We start from the raw sequence: 19,241 nt of genomic DNA on the forward strand, positions 1-19,241 counted from the left end.
GTTTTTGGTTAACAGAGTTTATGTGCGTTTATTGATTGCGTATTATTTCAAATGCACTCCAGGTTTATTTCCGCTGAATAAAATTATCGGTATTAAATTAAAGCTGTGAGATATCTATTTTTACCACCACCTTTCTGATCGCAAGCGGCTCTCTGATAGCGCAGGCTGGGCGGTGGATATCCTCCGGGAAGAATATGGCGAAACTGCCAGGTTCCATGGTCAGGAAGGATTCATTTTCCACCGGAGAATAAAAAACAATATCTTTATATCCGGGTGGAGTCGGTAGTGTTTTATTTTTACCGGAATTAATAGTTACACCAATTTTTTCGCAACCACTGGCAAGAAACTGAATATCCAGATAACGATAATGAGACTCTGGTTTATTTTCTTCGATAGGTGCAGTCGTTAAATCCAGTACCTGAGCAAACATATTCTCGCCATCAATTTCAATTCTACCAGCCGGGAGAAAGGTAAAATCAGTACCGCGTAAAAAGTCCAGCCCTTTCATAATAACGTCCGGAAACCGGCAGGTCAGGGGACGGGAGATATGTCCGAAGATCATAATTGTGTCTCCGTCAGTTGCTGTATTTTTTGCCACACCTTGTCATCCACTTCGATACCCTGAGCACGATGTTTTGCAATAATACTCCGATATTCATGACCAGGCAGGCGAATGGCAACTCCGGCATCTGCGCGTTCTGCATCTACAATAAACTGTTTGATACGTTCCAGTTTTGCTTCGCGGGTAGGCAGGTCAATCAGTTTATCTGGCTGTATGGCGAGGAAAATTTGAGAAACACCGTATTCATCGCTGTTATCCTGAGTAACTTCGGCGACGGAGGCACCATCAGCCAGCAGGGTTGCCATCATATCCAGCACAATCGACAGCCCGGAACCCTTCCAGTAGCCCATTGGCAATATCCGACGATTTTTTTCTATCACTGCCGGATCACGGGTCAGTTGTCCGTCATCATCAAAACCACCATCCACCGGTAGCTGTTGTCCGACTAAGCGGGTGACTTCCAGTTTTCCGTAAGAAAACATCGACATTGACATATCGATCATAGTTACGGGATCGTCAGGGATAGCAATAATCAGTGGGTTGGTGCCAATTCTGCACTCTGTCGATCCCCAGGGTGGCATGACGGCAATCGAATTGGTCCAGCAGATACCGATATAACCGGCCTCTGCTGCCTGTCGTCCATAACTTCCGCCACACATCCAGTGATTGGCATTACGTACTGCGATTAAGCCAATGCCAAAGTCATTGGCCAGTGCCATAGCGCGATCCATCATCAATTTTGCGGTGAGGTTACCGATAGCCCTGCCGGCATCCCACTGTTCAATAGCCCCTAACTGCGCGACCGGTTTAGCCTCAGCATTCACCAGTACGTCACCGTTATCTATTTGCTGAATAAAGCGGGGAAAACGATTAATGCCATGAGAAAAAACACCGGCTTCAGTGGTTTGCGCAAACATGGTTGCGCAGTCGCTGGCGCGTTGTGGGGTGACACCCCGGGTCAGCAGAATCTTTTCAAAAACCGTTTTCAACTGTAGGAAGGTTACGTTCATGTTCCACCTTTTATTTTTGAAACGCCATTTCAATATTTGAAACTATGATCCAAATATATAGATCCACACTAGCTAAGTCAAAATCACAATGGATATAAAAAATGTTATTAATCATGTGGTTATTTTTTTTGTGACTAATTCGTGAACCACAGCACACTTTGGGTTACCATCCTTTTGGTTTGATTTCAATTCACAGTTAACAGGGAAAAATCTGACATGAATGACGAGAAAGAGCGGCCTGCCGGTAGCCAGAGTTTGTTCAGAGGAATTCAGTTACTGGAGATCCTCAGCAATTACCCGAATGGTTGCCCTCTGGCACATCTCTCTGAGCTGTCTCAACTGAATAAAAGTACCGTGCACCGTCTGTTGCAGGGGCTGCAATCCTGCGGTTATGTAAAACCTGCACCGGCTGCCGGAAGTTACCGGCTGACCACCAGGATGATTGCTATTGGACAGAAAGCACTTTCCTCACTGAACATCATTCATGTCGCCGCACCACATCTTGAAAAACTGAACCTGGAGACAGGGGAAACGGTTAACTTCTCTACCCGGGAAGATGACCATGCCATCATGATTTATAAGCTTGAGCCGACTACCGGAATGCTGAGAACCCGTGCCTATATTGGCCAGCACATGCAATTGTATTGTTCGGCCATGGGCAAGCTGTATCTGGCCTTTGGTCAGGATGGGTACATTGATGAGTACTGGCAGGCAAATCAGCAGAATATCCTGCAGTTAACCCGCAATACGGTAACTGACCTGGGAGTCATGAAGCAGGAGCTGGCCGGGATTCGGGAACTGAAAACGGCTAAAGATCGTGAAGAAAATGAACTGGGAGTTTCCTGCCTGGCGGTGCCGGTGTTTGATATTCAGGGCCGGGTACCGTTTGCAGTATCGATTTCATTATCCACCTCCCGCCTGGCACAGATCGGTGAAGAGCCGCTGTGGAATGCACTGAAAGAGTGTTCTGCGGCGATTTCTGACGAACTGGGTTATGAGGGCTAACGCTTCCCCGTTGAAGCAGGGAAGCAACAGATCAGGCACACCCGCGGGTAGCCAGGCCGATATGGTAAAGTGAAGTGGTGGCCGTGATGAACAACTCATTATTATCCGGCCCGCCAAATGTGCAGTTGGAGACCCGCTCAGGAACCTCTATTTTCCCTGCGGTCTCGCCTTGTGGCGTAAACACGATAATGCCGTCTTCACAGCTGCAATAAATATTCCCGCTGTTATCGACACAAAAACCGTCCGGAATTCCGGGGCTGACTTCAGCAAACGTTTCTCCGGCACTGACCTGGTGACCATTAACCTGATAACGACGCAGTTCGCGGCGGCCTTGTTGGGGGAAATCAATCACGGACATGTCCGCCACATACAGATACTTTTCGTCTGGTGAAAAGGCTAATCCGTTAGGGCGTTGAGCATCGCTGACTGCAATAGTGACCTGTGAAGTTTGCGGGTCAAAACAATAGACATAACAACCAATGACCTGACTTTCTGCATGATAACCTTCTTCATCGCTGGTTATTCCATAAGGCGGGTCAGTGAACCAGATAGTGCCGTCTGACTTAACAACGACATCATTTGGCGAATTAAAACGTCTGCCTTCAATTTTATCGACCAGCAGTGTGACTGTGCCGTCGGTTTCTGTCCGGCTGATACCGCGACGCCCATGCTCACAGGTAATAATCCGCCCTTGCTGGTCACACGCATTACCGTTGGCATAATTGGAGTGTGCCCGCCATACCCCGCAATTGCCGTTACGCTGCCAGTAAAACATGCGGTTACCTTTCACATCACTGAAAATAACGGCATCACGACGGGCGTCCCATACCGGACCTTCTGCCCACAGTGCCGGAGAACAAAGTCGCTGCAACTGACTGTCAGCGTTCAGAATTTTATTCATGCTGATTTCTCTGTGAGATGTTTAACCCGTTGTTCCTGCACAATGTAATCGGTCAGTTCTGTATAATTTTCTCTGCGTTTGTCCAGTTCGGCAGAAATCTGTTGCATCAGGATTCTGTCGACTTTCAGCAGCTTTACGCAGACGGCGGTTAACAGATAACCAAAGGCCGGGACGATAAAGAACATCATTTTAATGGTGGTCAGGGCACCGGCGGTTTGTACTGCCTGTGAGCCATGATAGCCATTCCATGCCAGTACCGAACTGACCAGTGCTCCGGATATTGCCAGACCAATTTTAAGTGCCAGGAAATTACAGGAGTAATTGATACCGGTCAGACGCTTACCGGTTTTCCATTCACCATAGTCATCGACATCTGACATCAGCGACCAGTTAACCGGTTGGGCTATCTGGTGGATGATATTCAGGATGAAATAACAAACGGTTAAGCTAATCTTATATTCAGGGCTGACGAAATAGAGTGCGGCAGACCAGAAAAATAACACCAGGCTGATCCAAAAGAAGATTTTTAGCTTACAAAATCGATCACTTAATGGTTTGGCAAGTGCGCTGCCGATGATCATTCCTACCACGCCGACACTCATAAACAGGGTACTGAAACTGCTGTCGGCTTTCATAATGTAGGTCAGGAAATAGAGAGTTGCGGCCATCCGGATAAAGCCTGGCAGCACGTTAACAAAAGTCACCAGCAGCAGCCTCAGCCATTGATCATTCTTCAAAATATCTTTGATGTCCTGCCAGAAGGAGTCATTGTTCTTCGGGATGACCGGAACCACACGTTCCCTGACCAGGCTGAAACACAGAATAAACAGTATCAGTCCAATCCCGGTCAGTATTGCCACTCCACGCTGATAACCCACTGCCTGATTGCCGTGCCCCAGCAACTGGACCAGCGGGAGCAGCGACAAGGTCAGCACCAGTGTTGCCACACCGACTCCCATAAAACGGAATGACTGGCAGGAGACCCGGTCCTGATCGTTATAACTGATGACGCTGCCTAAAGAGCAATAAGGGATATTAATAAATGAGTAGGTAACCGACATCAGCAGATAGGTAGCAAAGGCATAGATGACTTTACCGGTATAACCAAAATCCGGGACAGTAAACATTAATATACAGAACACCACATAGGGGAATGAGAAAAACAGAATATAAGGTCTGAATTTTCCCCAGCGGCTGCGGGTCCGGTCTGCAATCATACCAATGAGTGGATCAGAGATTGCTTCAATCACCCTGACTCCCAGCCAGATTGCTGCTACCGAGGCCGCGGTCAGGCCATAAACATCGGTGTAATAATAATTAAGGAACAGGAATACGGCGCCCCCGACAATATTACAGCCGGCATCTCCCATGCCATAACCTATTTTTTCCCAAATTTTTACACGCTGATTTTTCATTTGACTGTCCTTGGTTCAGGCTATCGAAGGTGCAGAAAATCGTTACGACGTTTCCTCACCTGCAACCGGTGATATCCTGTATCGGAAATGGCTGCTATGAACGTAAAGCCGCCTGGGAGAAACGTTGTGCTATGCAGAACTTTGCTGTTAATTTCACTATGTGAAACATGATTTCAAATATATGAATAAGCCACAGGGAAGTCAATTTTTTGAATTTATAAAAATATTTATTATTCAGGTAGTTATAAAAATAAATCAACTTCGTGAAGCTGATCTCATTTTACAGCGAGGATCAGGTGAGTACGCCGAAGGGGATAAAAAATTGCTGTTGGAAAACTGCAGGCTCAGGATATTTCGCAGTAATGCTGGCCGGGCTGCCAGTAGTAATGAATAGCGTTGCAAGGAATTTACCGACGTGGCTATGGGGATGGCCCACCGGAGAATGTATTTTCCGGCGGGCAGCAGGCAACACCAGCCTGTCTGACAGACATAATATCAATCAGTGGTTCACCGTTTCCACGGATAAGTGGAATTAACAGACAGGCATTAGTTTATTTAGACGGTGTATCCTTAGCATTCACATAAGTCGTACCGCTGGGTCCGTAGCGGGTAATGGCTAAAATTACCGGCTCGTCTTTTGTTTCACCAAAGTGATTTGCCAGGGCCGGTTCAGTATAAATACCTCCTTGCGGTAACATTTTTAATTTTGATTCATCAAATTTGTCACCGAAACCAATATACCATTTACCTGATAGCACGGTGGCGAATCCGTTATCCGGATGACTCAGTGCCTGAATTTTTTTATGCGGGGCAATATATAATAATACGGTATATAAACCGGCCTTAGACGGATCGCCATACAGAACTTTGGCATATTCGCCTTTTATCTGTGCAACACCAGTTGTATTTGATGCAGCGCTGGTAATATTAATTTGCTGTGGGGTTGCCGTCATTAATGGCATTTTATCCTGAGCCAGCGCGGTGACTGAAGACGAAGCCAGTACAATTAAGGCAGATGAATTTAAAATAAATTTTGAGATGTTCATAATTACACCTGTTTATTCACAACTGTGGATGAAATACCCGGAACCGGATATATCGGCTCTGCAGACTTATTGTCTTCGGGAGGTTTTCATTATCGGCATAATGCTTCTATGATGATACGGGGGAAATTCATAACAACATCTTCGGGAAAGCAGAACGAGATGATTAGGGCAACCATTGATCAATTGCTGATATTCGTAACTATCGCCGAATACGGAAGCCTGGCAGCGGCGGCGCGTGCGTTGCACAAAGCCCCTTCGGCGGTCACGTTTTCTATTCAGTCGCTGGAAGATCTGCTGGGGGTTACCCTGATCGATCGCAGTGGTTATCGTGCGGTTCTGAGCCAGGAGGCCAGAGAGCTGCTGCCGCGTGCCGAGCGACTGTTACGTGATCTGACGTTGCTGCAACAAAAGGCGCGTTCATTGTCTGCAGGGCTGGAGACTGAAATCGGCTTCTGTATTGATTCCATGTATCCGGTAGAGCGTATTTCAGGAACGCTGCAACGCTTTGCGGAAAAATATCTCGGAGTGAATCTGAATATTATGGTCTCAACCAGCGCCAGGGCAGAGAAAATGATCCGCTCCGGAGAAGCTGCCGCGGGGTTGCTGGTGGATTTTACTTCCGCGGTTGAAGATGTTTTGTTGGTACCCGTTGAGCCAGTCAGATTAGTCGCGGTTTGTGCTCCACAGCACCCACTGGCACAGATGAACGGTCTGCTCAGTGCTGATGATGTGCGCGATTATCGTCAGATAGTACTGAGTGATGGAGAAAGGGAATTTGAGGATTGGGGGCACCGTGGAGTGACTTCTTTAGATCTCTGGCGGGTGACCAATCTGCATACCAAAAAAGCCTTGCTGCTGGCAGGGTTGGGGTGGGGGAGCCTGCCGTTGCACATGGCCGAACAGGAAATCAGTGATGGCCGTTTATACCGCCTGGGGTTGGCTGAATGGGGGATCCGTTCCGGATCACCGGAATTGCCTGCGGTGCTGGCGCGTAAAAAAGACATCATTCCGGGAGAGGCAACCCAATGTTTACTGGAGCTGATCACTGGTCTTCAGGTGACAATACCCTGAGGTACTTTGCCGCGCGACCACCTGACACCTCTCACTATTTTATATAATCAGGCCGGAAGAGTTACAGTTAAAATATCTGCCACCGTTCTGTAATTTTAATAACATTTACCAGAGCAGGGTTATTTTATCAGGGATGAATTTATCGGGAAGATAATCTGGCATGTTGGTCAGGATTCTCTGAAAAAACGAAATAATAATATGTGCTATTTATTTTTCTGCACTGCGGGTAGCACCTTTTGTCTATTACTCATTTTTCTGATGATTCTACTGTTGCAGATCTACATCATCACGAGATTTTACTATGCAGGGATCAAACCATGTACTGATTACCGGTATTACCGGTTATATCGGCGGGAGTGTTGCGCTGGCGTTCAGAGAGGCTGGTTATATCGTCTCCGGGACTTATCGCAAAGAGGAAGATAAACAGCGTATCAGTGCGGCAGGTATGACTCCGGTATTTTGTGATCTGAGTGCAGAAAACCTGCAATCCCTGACGGAGGCTATGCGCCGTAACGATATTATTATTCACGCGGCGGAATGCGACAGTATTTCACTGGCTGCCTTGTTAATCAGAGAGATGAAAGGCAGTGGTAAAACTCTGATTTATACGTCGGGTGCGGGGTATCTGGCGAATCACCGCCGTCATGCGGCGGTACAACAGGTATTTCAGGAAGATATTCCGGTACGGGCCACTGGTGTGTTCCCTGATCGTGTACGGATTAATACAGCGCTGTTACGGGCAGGTGCATTTGGGATACGCAGTATGGTGATGGTACCCGCTATGGTTTATGGCGAAGGACGTTTTATTAACTGTCAAAGCAAACAACTTCCGGCGTTGACGCTTGCTGCCGAAGAGCTGAGCTGCGGGGTGTATATTGGTGATGGCTTAAACAGCTGGAGCAATGTGCATGTCGATGATCTGGCTGCTTTATATCTGCTGGCGGCAGAAAAAGCAGCTAACGGTACGCTCTGGTATGTAGAAAACGGCTGTTGTTCGTTTCGCCAGATCGGTGAGGCCCTGCATCAGCGGCTGGGATTTGCCGGCCATGCCACCTCAATGCCACTTCAGGCAGCAACTGCACATTGGGGATCGCTGATGGCTAAAATTGCGCTAAGCTCAGATTGCAGAATTTCCGGGGACAAAGCCCGGAAAATGCTGGGATGGGAGCCTCGCTACCACGACATGACGGCTTATATCGCGGAACAACCGTAAATCACTCAGGAACATGATAATGGAAAAGAAATTACATTTTGTCACCTTGACCGGCAGCCTGCGTGGCGCCTCATTTAATGCCGTTATTGCCCGTACTCTGCCGGAACTGGCGCCGGAAAATGTGACAATCTCTGCCCTGGGCTCACCGGGCGATTTTCCGCATTATAATGCCGATGTTCAGCAGGAAGGTTTTCCTGCCGCAGTGGTGGCAATGGCCGAGGCGATACAGCAGGCCGACGGTTTGATTATTGTGACGCCGGAATATAACTACTCCGTGCCCGGAGTGTTGAAGAATGCACTGGACTGGTTGTCCCGTTATAGCCCGCAACCGCTGGCCGGCAAACCAGTGTTAATCGAAACTGCCTCGCCGGGAGCGATTGGTGGTGCACGCGCGCAATACCATCTGCGACAGATTCTGGTGTTCTTTGATGCTCAGGTACTGAATAAACCAGAAGCGATGATCGGCAAAGTGACAGATAAAGTAACTAATGGTGTACTAAGCGATCAGGATACCCGCGATTTCCTGACGCGTCAGTTGGCGGCGTTTACGCAGTTTAGCCAGAAGTAATCAGAGACTGAGTGTGGCAGATCATTTCCCTGTCACACTTGGCTACCAGCAAACGATTGTCTGACTATTACCATCTCTGCTTTAAGTGGTTAATATCAGCTCTACACCTTTATAATTTCGGCTTCCGTCCGGTTAAACCCTGATTCCTGTCACTTCCTCCCAACCCGTATTCAGCCCCGGCGCCTAATGCCAGTCCCTGCCCGTTATCTGCACTGCATTGCCCCTGAAAAGAGCCCCGTAATCCTGATATTGAACAATACCAGCAATACTTCCGTAGCAAATCTCTGAACTGAATAATTTAACTCCATGATTTTAATGTTTTTTATTGAATCATCAGTATTTCGTATGTGTGTAAAATGAACGATTGTTGACAATTTTTTGTTGCTGATGAATGATGTCTCTACTTTGAAATTGTTGACAATCTACCATTTGTTGATGATTTTAATTTAGTAATCAACTGATATTAATGCTTTTTTATCTGGAGGTTTGCTGTGGAAGTGAGTGTTAAAGATGATTTCAGGCATTGTATGCGCCGGCTGGCATCCACGGTATGTGTGATTACCTGCCAGTATCAGGGAGTTCGCTACGGAATCACTGCCACAGCTGTGACTTCTCTGTGTTTTGATCCGGTCTCTGTTCTGGCGTGTATTAACACGAATTCAAGCCTGTTGCAGCCACTGCTGTCGGCAAAAAAATACTGCATTAATTTGCTGAGCCAGCAGCACGCCCCGATATCACAGCGCTTTAGTTCACCGGCAGATGCCCACCAACGTTTCACTCTTGGCGCCTGGCAGGAAGATGAAGAGGGCATTCCTTATCTTGCTGATGCCCAGGCCAACCTGTTTTGTTCAATGGACCAGACATTGCCCTATGCAACACATCAGGTGGTGATTGGCAGGGTCAGCCAGTGTCTGTTCAGCGACACCGTTTCACCACTGCTTTATCAGAATGGCGCGTATGCCATTGCAGCCCCGCTGCCTGAACATTTTGTGAGTTAATCTAATTTTTACCGGAGAATACAATGCAACTCGGATTATTTAGCCTGATGACCCTGCGTGACCACCCGGAAGGGGTGAAAGGGGTAATGCGCGATACTCAAACGATGGTTCAGACCGCCGAAGAAGTAGGATTTGATATTGCCTGGTTCGCCGAGCACCACTTTGCGAACTATTCCAGCAGCCCTTCACCGTTGCTGATGGCAGCAAATGCTGCTGGCTGGACCTCTAAAATTAAACTGGCTCCCGGGGTACTGGTACTGCCGCTCTATCATCCGCTTCGTCTGGCTCAGGAAATTGCGGCGGTTGATGCCATGACCGATGGTCGGCTGGTGGTCGGGATCGGTACTGGCTATCAGCAGTATGAATTTGACCGTTATAACGTGGCTCTGGATAAAAAGGTCGAAATCTTCCTGGAATACTGGGACGTGATTGAGAAAGCGCTGACGGAAGGAGAAGTGGAATATCAGGGCGAATTTTTATCCATCCCGAAAACGACTTTTGCAATACAGTCTTATCAGAAACCGTTGCCACAGCTGTTTGTGACCTCTTCTCATCCTAAATTACTGAGCCGGTTTAAAAAGTTTCAGGCTGTGCCTTTTATTGCTGCCAGTACCCTGGGATCGCCTGTATTGTATAAAATGGCCGATACCCTGAATCAGGGATGGGAGAGCATTGGGGAAAATCCTGTCACCAAACCTCTGGCGATTATGCAATATGTGCATGTGACTGACAGCTACAAAGATACCCGCGAAGCGGCGGAGCGCGCGCGTTACGTCGGTCGGATGGCCCATCACCTTCGCAAAGCCGAATTACCGCTGGATGAAAATGGATATATTCGTAACGAAGGTTTTGATGGCGAATATTCGCTTGACCAGTTTGCCAATAATATGGTGGTCGGGGATGCTCACCTGGTGGCAGAGAAGATGATTGCGGATATTAAACGTCTGAATCCGGCGAATTATACCTGTAACTTCCAGTTTGGTTGTATGCCATTAGAGAAAGCCAGGAAATCATTATATAAATTTAGCAAGGAAGTGATTCCTCTTATTGAAAAGGAACTTGGTCCGATAGCTGATATTGGATGCCAGCTGAAGTGAATTAATACCCATTGATTAGAAAATAAAGTGTCCGGAGTTTATTAAATAAGATAAAGGTATTTAAACCATCGCGGGGTGATTATGTTTAAAAAAAGTATTTTACCAGCAGCTTTAATTCTGTTTTCGGGCGTAGTGACTATGCATTCAGCGATGGCTGAATCCACTCTGGACACTGTGATTAAGAATAAACAATTACGTTGTGCGGTGGTATTAGATTCACCACCGTCCGGGTATATGACGCCGGATAATAAACCGGATGGTTATGACGTCGCCTATTGTGATGATATGGCGAAATCTTTGGGTGTGAAGCCGGTTATTGTTCAGACTCCGGCCTCAGACCGTATTCCGGCATTAGTTTCCAAACGGGTTGATATCGTGGTGGGGTCCACCACGGTCACGCCTGAAAGGGCAATGACCGTTGCTTTTACACAGCCGTATGTGAACTACACCATAACCGTAATGACCCGTAAAGGTACCGGAATTACCAGTTACGAACAGCTTAAAGGCAAGAAACTTGGGGCTGTTGTCGGCTCTACCTTCGAGCAACTGTTTACTAAAGAGTTACAGGGGCGTTGGAAAAATACCGGAACCACATACACCGGTTTTGCCAGTGATAATGAAACTTTTATGGCGCTGCAACAGGGGAAAATTGATGCCATTCTACAGGCCTCGTCTGTCTACAACACCCTGGCAAAAAGCGGGCAGTTTCCGACCTTTGTAGCCGCCGGTCTGGCACCGTTAAGTGATATGGATGGGCTGGCAGTGAGACGTGGTGATCCGGATTTCCTCAACTGGGCGAAGGTGTTTGTCTGGCATCAGGTAGTCAGCGGTCGCTACGCTGAACTTTACAGAAAATATATGGGTGACGGCCCGATTCCTCCTCTTAATGTTCCGGGCGTGGATTTTTAATCAGCGCGTTGTGATCCTCTGACTTATTAGGTATCGCTGATGCAGGATTATCAATTCTACTGGTCAATCGTGTTTAACGCATGGCCAGAATTATTATCGGGTGCCTGGGTCACGCTGCAGATTACAGTTTTATCTGTATTAGCAGGCATGGCTATTGCCATGCCTATCTCTGTCGCGCGGCAATCAGGTAAAGGTTTTTATTATACGCTGGCTGGTGGCTGGATAGAGTTATCCAGAAATACACCGGTACTATTTCAGCTTTACCTGGTTTATTTCGGCCTGGGTGCTATCGGAATTAATATATCGAGTTATTTAGCCGTACTGTTTGCGATCGCATTTAATAATGCAGGGTATCTGGCGGAAATATTTCGTGGTGGATTAAATTCTGTTCCTAAGCAACAAATGGCGACAGCCAGATCTCTGGGGATGAATAAATTTCAGGCGTTCCGGCATGTTATTTTTCCTCAGGTATTTAAGCTGATATTTCCGTCATTCGTCACCCAGGCCGTCTGGGCCATGCTGAATACCTCTTTAGGAATGCTGGTTGGTCTGCGGGAACTGTCGGGGGCGACGCAATATGCGCAGTCAGTCTCTTACCGGACTTTTGAGTTCTTTATTGTCACTGCCGGAATTTATTACGTGATTGCCAAAATTATTCAGTTTGGCGCACTGGCAACATTCCGTCTGATGTATCGGAGGTAACAATGCAATTTGTTCTCGGTTATCAGGGACTGCAATGGTCAGACAGCCGTTATTTGCTGGATGGGGCATTAAATACCCTGGCTATGGCAGCGACTTCCGGAATTGCAGGAACATTACTGGGAATCCCTCTGGGATGGGCCCGGGCTTCATCGATAACGTTTCAGATTATCAGTGCGCCGGTGATCGATATTTTTCGTAGTGTTCCGATGATTATCACTCTGATTGTTCTGAACAGCTTTTTCTCACTGATCGGTATGCCATTGTCGCCTTATCTGTTGGGTAGCCTGGCACTCGGTGTCTGGATGGCTTCGGTAACTTCTGAGGTGGCTCGTGCAGGGTTAAGTGCTGTGCCACCGACCTTCCGACGCGGGGCTCGTTCTCTCGGGATGAACTACTGGCAGGAGCTTTATCACATCTCGCTGCCACTGATGTTCCGTTATGGCCTGAGTGCGTGGATTGGTTTGTTACTCAGCCTGATTAAAGACAGTGCTCTGGCCGGAGTTGTTGGTTACATGGAATTTATGCATGCCACCCAGACGTTAATCACCCGGACTCATGAGACCTGGGTACTTCTGATGGGAACCGGGCTGTTCTATTTCATTATCTGTTATCCGGTTTCACGGTATAGCCGTTATCTGGAAAAAAAGGTGGCGATATGATTGAAATTAAAGGGGTTAAAAAAACATTTGGCAACGTTAACGTGCTGAAAGGTATTGATTTAAGCATCGATAAAGGAGAGCTGGTTTGTCTGATTGGCGCCAGTGGATCAGGAAAATCGACCCTGCTGCAGTGTATTAACGGGCTGGAGGCTATTCAACAAGGCGACATCGTTGTTGATGGCATCAGTGTTCATGCGGCAGATACCAATATCAATCACCTGCGCCGAAAACTGGGGATTGTTTTTCAGCAATACAATGCGTTTCCCCATCTGAATGCTATCGAAAACGTTGCTCTGGCGCTGCGGGTGGTAGCAAAGAGAGGCCGTAAAGAGGCGTTACATCTGGCGCAAAGACACCTTGAACATGTAGGCCTGGGCGAAAAGGCGAAGATGATGCCTTCCCATCTTTCCGGTGGTCAGTTACAGCGTCTGGCGATTGCCAGGGCTTTGGCAATGGAACCGCAATATATGTTGTTTGATGAGGTGACTTCAGCGCTGGACCCGGAACTGGTGGGTGAAGTGCTGGAAACCATGCGCCTGCTGAAATCCGAAGGCATGACCATGATTGTTGTAACCCACGATATTAATTTTGTTCGCGAATCTGCTGACCGTGTTGCCTTCCTGCATCAGGGACTGGTCTGTGAAATTGGCAGTGCAGAGCAGGTGATTGATCACCCGCAGCAGGAACAAACACGTAAGTTTATGCGGCGGGAAATGCGTACCGGCCAGGCTGCCTGAATCCTGTTTATGACCACAACTACGGAAAACAATAACCATGATGATGTTTAAACTTGAGGGTAAAACTGCACTGATTACCGGTGCGGCAAGCGGTATCGGTTTAGAGGCTGCAAGAATGATGGCCAGAGCCGGAGCAACCGTTGCCATTAACTATTTACCGGACGACCCGCGCGGTGAACAGGCAATTAGCGATTTGCGTAGCGAAGGTCTGAAGGTGATTGCTGCTCCCGGCGATGTGTCAAAGCCGGAACAGGCGGCAGAAATGGTTGAAAAGGCGGTCAGCGAACTGGGCCATCTGGATCTACTGGTGAACAACGCCGGTACGCCGGGAGTGACCAAACCTATCCCCGTCAAAGATCTCGATTCCGTCAGTGAAGAACTGTGGAGCACTCTGCTGAACGTTAACCTGATGAGCGTATTTCGTTGTTCCAGGGCCGCAGCTGCCAGCCTGGCAGCCAGTGGCGGGGCGATTGTTAATACCGCTTCTATCGCCGGCTTCGGTTCCATTGCCAGTACGGTTGCTTACAGCGCGTCCAAAGCCGCAGTGATTAACCTGACCAGTAATCTGGCCCATGCTTTAGCCCCGGAAGTGCGGGTAAATGCGGTGGCTCCGGGCTCAGTAGAAAGTTCCTGGGCTATCGAATGGTCAGAAGAACGTCGTCAATCCACGATTGCCGCCACTCCTTTGCAACGCTGGTGCACCCCGAATGATGTTGCAGAACTTATCGTCTATCTGGGTTTTGCCGGCAGCATGATCACGGGACAAACCGTGATTATTGATGGTGGCATCTCTCTCTGAACCTCCGCCTTTTAATCCGTTAAATCAGGAAAAATGATGATCGAAGAAATTATTAAAGTGAAATCCGGCAGCATCCTTGAAGATAAAGAAAGCTATTCCCGGGTATTGGTACTGGGCAAATGGATTTTTATGTCACTGACTGCCGGTCGTGATTATAAGACCCGGGCGATGCCGGATACTGCAGTTGCTCAGGCTGAGCAGGCTTTTCGTAATGTTGAAGGGGCACTGACATCGGTCGGGGCAACTCTGGCGGACGTGGTTCGTTCACGGGTGTTTATTCCGAATCAGAGTGATGTGAAAGAAGTGATGGCATTTATCGGTGAAAAATTCCGTGGAATTGATCCTGCGAGTTGCGTGACCTGTTCACCGTTAGGCGGCCCGGAATATCTGTTTGAAATTGAGATAACGGCCTGGCGTGGTGCGTCTAAACTGCCTCAGAAATACCTGAATATCTCATTATAATTGCCTGAACTGGCAGCGGCCCCGGCAACACAGCGGGCCGCTGCTGCAATTCCGGACTACTGTTCAAGCAACTGCATATAGCGTGATACTGCCTTAGCAAATTTATCCTTCCAAATCTCCAGCGCTTTATCAATATCCCTGTTTTTAATTGCGTCGAGCAGTCCGACAACATAATGCATGGCGTCAGATTCACGCTCTGTGTAGACAATCCTGGTCAGATTATTAAATCGTTGAACTTCAACGGTAGTTTCAGAGAAGTAGCGAGCGCAGCGTTCCAGACCGCTGGCAGCTACCAGAGTTTCCTGGAACTGCAGGTCGTTAGCGATGGTGGCTTGCTGGTTTTCCTGAGTAGCCAGTTTAAGCGCAGAGGAGGCCATTTTTTCCAGGGTCCTGAGCGTAGCCGCATCGGGCAGGTTAGGGTGAGTCTGAATCTGTTTTAGTGCCAGTTCACCCAGTGCTGAACGTATGGCATAGACTTCAAGAATACTGGAGGGGTCGAGTTTCGCAACCACGGCTCCCCGGTTCGGTCTGACCTCAACCAACCCTTCCTGGCTCAGACGACGTAACGCCTCACGCACCGGGTGTCTTGATAAATTGAGTTCATCCGTCAGGCTTTTTTCGGTCAAACGGTCACCCGGCTGAAAAATGCCACGAACGATGGCTTCGCGAATCTGGTCAGCAGCGTGATCTGAACTGGCAATATTATTTACAGGTACCAGGCGAGCCCGGCTGACAGGGTCATTTTTGACAGGCATTGTGCTTCACCATCCATGTATTCAGGCAAAAAAAAACAGCATAGCATGGCTGCATTATCTAAGGTAGAAATAGATGATAGTCAACAATTGGTGATTAAAAGACCTGAGCAACTGCTCAGGTCTTAGCAGGGCAGGTAAATCCGGCAACCGGATCTGCCCGCCAGGGATTAGTGCCAGGCAACAGTTTTCACAAAATCCCGGGTTCTTTGTACCTGGGGATCACCGAAAATCTGTTCCGGAGGACCAAATTCAATAATCTTTCCCTGATCCATCATTGCTACTTTATGCGAAACTTCGCGGACAAAGCTCATTTCGTGAGAGACCAGAATCATCGTCATGCCTTCACGGGAAAGCTGCCGGACGGTATTCAGTACCTCACCAACTAATTCCGGATCCAGCGCCGAGGTTACTTCATCGAGCAGCAATATTTTGGGTTTTAATGCCAGCGCACGGCTGATAGCAACCCGCTGTTGTTGGCCTCCTGACAGATTGGCCGGATAAGCATCGGCCTTATGTTGCATCCCGACTTTGGCCAGTAAACTCATCGCTTCTTCTTTAACCTGACTGGCGTGACGTTTTTGTACTTTTACCGGGGTAACCATCACGTTCTCCAGCACGCTCATGTTCTGGAAAAGATTGTACTGCTGGAACACAATGGCGACCTTCTCGCGAAATTCACGCACGCTCTGTGCTGAGTCATAATCCAGTTCATTATTTTCGACCCGCACCGCGCCGGCAAGAGGACGGGTCAGACCCATAATCACTCTGAGCAGGGTACTTTTTCCTGACCCGGAACCGCCGATCAGGCTGACTATCTCTCCGGGCTTAATTGTCAGGTTAATACCATCTAATACGGTGTGCTCACCGTAAGAACACTTCAGACCAACAATCTCTAACTGTGACATAACCGGGCTCCTGTAAATAGTTTGCAATGACCGATATCAGGGGGGAGTGAGCGTTGACAGTGGGTTGCTCTGTGTTTCACCTGATTTACTGGTATCCCGGGCAGTTTTCCCGGCGGCCAGTCGTTGTTCCAGACGTTTACCTAACCGGCTCAGCGGGTAAGACATAACGAAATAGATCAGCAATATCAGCCCATAGATCAGAAACGATGAATATCCGCGGCTGATAAGAATTTTGGCGGAAAACGTGAGTTCCACGACACCGAGTTGTGAGGCAAGGGCGGTATCTTTAATAAATGACACCATAAAGCTGAATGCCGGAGGGATCACAACCCGCAATGCCTGCGGTAGCATCACCAACTGAATCAGTTGACGGTGACTGAAGTTAAGGGTCTGAGCCGCTTCAATCTGAGTTTTAGGCACAGATTCGAAACCGGTACGGAAAATTTCAGCCATATAGGCACTGGCGATCAGACAGACGGCAATCAGACCGATGAAGTAGAAGGAGAGATCGATTCCGATCCCCTGGAAAATAAAAAAGATTAAAAACAGTGTCACCAAAAATGGAATCCGGCGCAGCAGTTCAACCAGTACGATGGTAACCACCCGCAGCGGCAGAAAAACCACGTGCCTGGTCTGGCGCAGGCAGGCAATAATAAAGCCAGCGATTAATCCCGCGGAACACCCAATGGCTGAAAGAGTCAGGGTGTTCCATGCCGCCTTCAGGATAAATTCCAGGGTAAAGGCATTGCATAAGTTAATGATTTGCTGAGAAAGGGTGAGCATTAAATAAACCTCGCTCTGACACGGAAACACCAGTAACCAACACCGTACAACATCGCGCTGGCAATAAAGGTCAGGATGACGTACATCCCGGCGGCCACCGAAAACGCCTCAATACTGCGGAAGGTGGTTGAGCTGATATCGATAACGGCGCCGGTTAATTCATTGACGCCAAACAGACCACCGATAGAGCTACCCAGTAATATCCAGATAAAAAAGTTCGACAGTACCGGATAGATGGTTTTCGCAATATGCGGCAGGGTGACATAGCGGAAACTCTGCCATGCGGAAAGATTCAGTGTCTGTGCCGCTTCCAGCTCGGTTTTGCTGACAGAGATCAGCCCGCTGCGCATAATATCGGTCAGGTAGGCACCGGCATTCAGAGACAGGCCGGTTAATACGGCGGTCAGGGGGGAAAGAACAATGCCAAAATCGGGCAGTCCATAAAACAACACGAAAATCTGAATTAACGATGGCGTATTGGTGAAGAAAATCACATAACCCCGGACTAATTTTTTTACCCCGGATCTTGCATGCTGCTCTGCCAGAGCACCCAACAGTCCGATGACGCACCCAATCCAGAATGAAATAAATGCGACAACAAGCGTAATGGCAGCTCCGGTAAGTAGTTCATTCCAGTGTTGCAGTACCTCACCAAACTGAAAGGTGTAATGCATAATTCTATTCTCCGAAAATTACCGTAATATCTGATTGTTCGGTTGATTAATAAGTTATTGTTTTACTTAGAAGTAAGGGTTAGGGTTAATTTTCACTAACATCGGTGCTTTAAACCATTTCAGCCAGGTGTTGTTAACGAAACCACTGGTATGCATATCGTAGAGTGCAATATTCAGTACATCGCGTAACGGGGTATTGTTTTGCGCCAGTCCTACGGCATCGTAGGAGGTGTTAATGGCTTCCGGGAACACTTTCCATTTGACGTTCGGATAATTGGCAGTGAACGGCATATAGAATTCAATGTTTTCAACTAAAGCATCAGCACGCCCCTGGGCCAGCGCTCTGATGGTATCCGCCATGGTATCAACGTAGAGGATTTTGGCCTGCGGCAGGTTTTGTTTCAGGAAGTCAGCAGTCCAGACCCCACGAATCAGTACCAGCGTGTACTTAGAGTTATTCAGATCTTTCCAGCTTTTGATATTGAGCTTATCGGTGGTCAGCACGCCCATGGATTCAGTATGTAACGGCACGGTGTAGCTGATTGATTTAGCTCGCTCGACAGTCCGGGTCAGACCACCTAACGAGATATCGATACGATCAGTGACCAGGAAAGGCACCCGTTGCGCAATTTCGGTCATGACAAAGTCGGCTTTGACGCCCAGTTCACTGGCTAATTTATTTCCGACATCAATATCGAAACCTTCCAGTTGATTGGTGGCACCAATAGAGGATTGCGGCGGAGAATTTGGTAATACACCAATCCGCAAGGTGCCGCTTTTAATTATATCATCCAGTGATCTGGCGTTAGCCGTCGGAATTACAGCTGAAACCGCTAACATACTCAGAATCATGCTACAGAAGAATTTTTTAAACATGGCAATATTTCTCTCTGGTCAATGACGGGAATTGTGAACTTAGAATGGATTGATGATTGTCAACAATCTGTCTTTTGTCAATCAGTAGTTTTTT

General features: G+C 47.9%; 23 protein-coding genes. 13 read left to right on the forward strand and 10 right to left on the reverse strand.

Annotated features, from left to right (window positions below; translation table 11 throughout):
* Positions 1 to 97: 97 nt before the first annotated feature.
* The gene (locus A7K98_RS02630) at positions 98 to 562 is read right to left on the reverse strand and encodes a YhcH/YjgK/YiaL family protein (RefSeq protein WP_087487163.1); all 465 of its coding nucleotides are present in this window, start codon (positions 560 to 562) and stop codon (positions 98 to 100) included.
* Positions 559 to 1,572, reverse strand: coding sequence for a 3-dehydro-L-gulonate 2-dehydrogenase (gene yiaK / locus A7K98_RS02635; RefSeq protein WP_087487164.1), 1,014 nt, complete (start codon positions 1,570 to 1,572; stop codon positions 559 to 561). Before yiaK ends, A7K98_RS02630 begins: the two co-directional genes overlap by 4 nt.
* 216 nt (positions 1,573 to 1,788) lie before the next feature.
* On the opposite strand from yiaK, the gene A7K98_RS02640 reads away from it, so the two are divergent.
* Positions 1,789 to 2,577, forward strand: a complete 789-nt coding sequence (locus A7K98_RS02640; protein WP_087487165.1) for an IclR family transcriptional regulator — start codon at positions 1,789 to 1,791, stop codon at positions 2,575 to 2,577.
* A 31-nt stretch (positions 2,578 to 2,608) separates the two neighbouring features.
* Here the strand turns inward: A7K98_RS02640 and A7K98_RS02645 are convergent, their stop codons facing one another.
* Together A7K98_RS02645 and A7K98_RS02650 are read right to left on the reverse strand one after the other, a co-directional pair.
* A complete protein-coding gene (locus A7K98_RS02645; protein WP_087487166.1) occupies positions 2,609 to 3,478 on the reverse strand; it encodes an SMP-30/gluconolactonase/LRE family protein in 870 nt (289 codons plus the stop codon).
* Positions 3,475 to 4,893, reverse strand: a complete 1,419-nt coding sequence (locus A7K98_RS02650; RefSeq protein WP_087487167.1) for an MFS transporter — start codon at positions 4,891 to 4,893, stop codon at positions 3,475 to 3,477. Before A7K98_RS02650 ends, A7K98_RS02645 begins: the two co-directional genes overlap by 4 nt.
* 181 nt (positions 4,894 to 5,074) lie before the next feature.
* On the opposite strand from A7K98_RS02650, the gene A7K98_RS02655 reads away from it, so the two are divergent.
* Positions 5,075 to 5,287, forward strand: a complete 213-nt coding sequence (locus A7K98_RS02655) for a hypothetical protein (protein WP_087487168.1) — start codon at positions 5,075 to 5,077, stop codon at positions 5,285 to 5,287.
* A 157-nt stretch (positions 5,288 to 5,444) separates the two neighbouring features.
* Here A7K98_RS02655 and A7K98_RS02660 read toward each other — a convergent pair whose 3' ends face one another.
* Positions 5,445 to 5,939, reverse strand: coding sequence for a cupin domain-containing protein (locus tag A7K98_RS02660; RefSeq protein ID WP_087487169.1), 495 nt, complete (start codon positions 5,937 to 5,939; stop codon positions 5,445 to 5,447).
* Between the two features lie 159 nt (positions 5,940 to 6,098).
* Between A7K98_RS02660 and A7K98_RS02665 the strand changes: the two genes are divergently transcribed.
* The 11 genes from A7K98_RS02665 to A7K98_RS02715 all read left to right on the forward strand — a co-directional run bounded on the left by A7K98_RS02665 (position 6,099) and on the right by A7K98_RS02715 (position 15,154).
* Positions 6,099 to 7,010: a LysR family transcriptional regulator gene (locus A7K98_RS02665; RefSeq protein WP_169715404.1), complete on the forward strand. Its 912-nt coding sequence runs from the start codon at positions 6,099 to 6,101 to the stop codon at positions 7,008 to 7,010.
* A gap of 301 nt (positions 7,011 to 7,311) precedes the next feature.
* Complete coding sequence (locus A7K98_RS02670) at positions 7,312 to 8,223, forward strand: NAD-dependent epimerase/dehydratase family protein (RefSeq protein WP_087487171.1); 912 nt, start codon at positions 7,312 to 7,314, stop codon at positions 8,221 to 8,223.
* Positions 8,224 to 8,242: 19 nt separating this feature from the next.
* On the forward strand, positions 8,243 to 8,791 hold the full coding sequence (locus tag A7K98_RS02675; RefSeq protein ID WP_198361135.1) for an NADPH-dependent FMN reductase: 549 nt from the start codon (positions 8,243 to 8,245) through the stop codon (positions 8,789 to 8,791).
* A 491-nt stretch (positions 8,792 to 9,282) separates the two neighbouring features.
* Positions 9,283 to 9,789: a flavin reductase family protein gene (locus tag A7K98_RS02680; protein WP_198361136.1), complete on the forward strand. Its 507-nt coding sequence runs from the start codon at positions 9,283 to 9,285 to the stop codon at positions 9,787 to 9,789.
* Positions 9,790 to 9,812: 23 nt separating this feature from the next.
* The gene (locus tag A7K98_RS02685; RefSeq protein WP_087487174.1) at positions 9,813 to 10,886 is read left to right on the forward strand and encodes an LLM class flavin-dependent oxidoreductase; all 1,074 of its coding nucleotides are present in this window, start codon (positions 9,813 to 9,815) and stop codon (positions 10,884 to 10,886) included.
* Between the two features lie 81 nt (positions 10,887 to 10,967).
* The gene (locus A7K98_RS02690) at positions 10,968 to 11,795 is read left to right on the forward strand and encodes a transporter substrate-binding domain-containing protein (RefSeq protein WP_087487175.1); all 828 of its coding nucleotides are present in this window, start codon (positions 10,968 to 10,970) and stop codon (positions 11,793 to 11,795) included.
* A 39-nt stretch (positions 11,796 to 11,834) separates the two neighbouring features.
* A complete protein-coding gene (locus tag A7K98_RS02695; RefSeq protein WP_087487176.1) occupies positions 11,835 to 12,497 on the forward strand; it encodes an amino acid ABC transporter permease in 663 nt (220 codons plus the stop codon).
* 2 nt (positions 12,498 to 12,499) lie between these two features.
* Positions 12,500 to 13,156: an amino acid ABC transporter permease gene (locus tag A7K98_RS02700; protein ID WP_087487177.1), complete on the forward strand. Its 657-nt coding sequence runs from the start codon at positions 12,500 to 12,502 to the stop codon at positions 13,154 to 13,156.
* Complete coding sequence (locus A7K98_RS02705) at positions 13,153 to 13,893, forward strand: amino acid ABC transporter ATP-binding protein (RefSeq protein WP_087487178.1); 741 nt, start codon at positions 13,153 to 13,155, stop codon at positions 13,891 to 13,893. Before A7K98_RS02700 ends, A7K98_RS02705 begins: the two co-directional genes overlap by 4 nt.
* A gap of 37 nt (positions 13,894 to 13,930) precedes the next feature.
* Positions 13,931 to 14,692, forward strand: a complete 762-nt coding sequence (locus tag A7K98_RS02710) for an SDR family NAD(P)-dependent oxidoreductase (RefSeq protein ID WP_087487179.1) — start codon at positions 13,931 to 13,933, stop codon at positions 14,690 to 14,692.
* Positions 14,693 to 14,725: 33 nt separating this feature from the next.
* Entirely contained in the window at positions 14,726 to 15,154 is a 429-nt protein-coding gene (locus A7K98_RS02715) for a RidA family protein (protein WP_322787362.1), read from the forward strand.
* Positions 15,155 to 15,210: 56 nt separating this feature from the next.
* On the opposite strand, the gene A7K98_RS02720 is transcribed toward A7K98_RS02715, so the two are convergent.
* The 5 genes from A7K98_RS02720 to A7K98_RS02740 form a co-directional block, all read right to left on the reverse strand.
* The gene (locus tag A7K98_RS02720) at positions 15,211 to 15,909 is read right to left on the reverse strand and encodes a GntR family transcriptional regulator (protein WP_087487181.1); all 699 of its coding nucleotides are present in this window, start codon (positions 15,907 to 15,909) and stop codon (positions 15,211 to 15,213) included.
* Positions 15,910 to 16,076: 167 nt separating this feature from the next.
* On the reverse strand, positions 16,077 to 16,814 hold the full coding sequence (locus tag A7K98_RS02725) for an amino acid ABC transporter ATP-binding protein (protein ID WP_087487182.1): 738 nt from the start codon (positions 16,812 to 16,814) through the stop codon (positions 16,077 to 16,079).
* A gap of 36 nt (positions 16,815 to 16,850) precedes the next feature.
* Complete coding sequence (locus A7K98_RS02730; RefSeq protein WP_087487183.1) at positions 16,851 to 17,597, reverse strand: amino acid ABC transporter permease; 747 nt, start codon at positions 17,595 to 17,597, stop codon at positions 16,851 to 16,853.
* Entirely contained in the window at positions 17,597 to 18,271 is a 675-nt protein-coding gene (locus A7K98_RS02735) for an amino acid ABC transporter permease (protein ID WP_087487184.1), read from the reverse strand. The genes A7K98_RS02730 and A7K98_RS02735 overlap by 1 nt, the downstream gene beginning before the upstream one ends.
* Before the next feature lie 66 nt (positions 18,272 to 18,337).
* On the reverse strand, positions 18,338 to 19,147 hold the full coding sequence (locus tag A7K98_RS02740) for a transporter substrate-binding domain-containing protein (protein WP_087487185.1): 810 nt from the start codon (positions 19,145 to 19,147) through the stop codon (positions 18,338 to 18,340).
* Between the last annotated feature and the right edge of the window lie 94 nt (positions 19,148 to 19,241).

The organism is Tatumella citrea (genome assembly GCF_002163585.1).
GTDB classification, from domain to species: Bacteria; Pseudomonadota; Gammaproteobacteria; order Enterobacterales; family Enterobacteriaceae; genus Tatumella; species Tatumella citrea.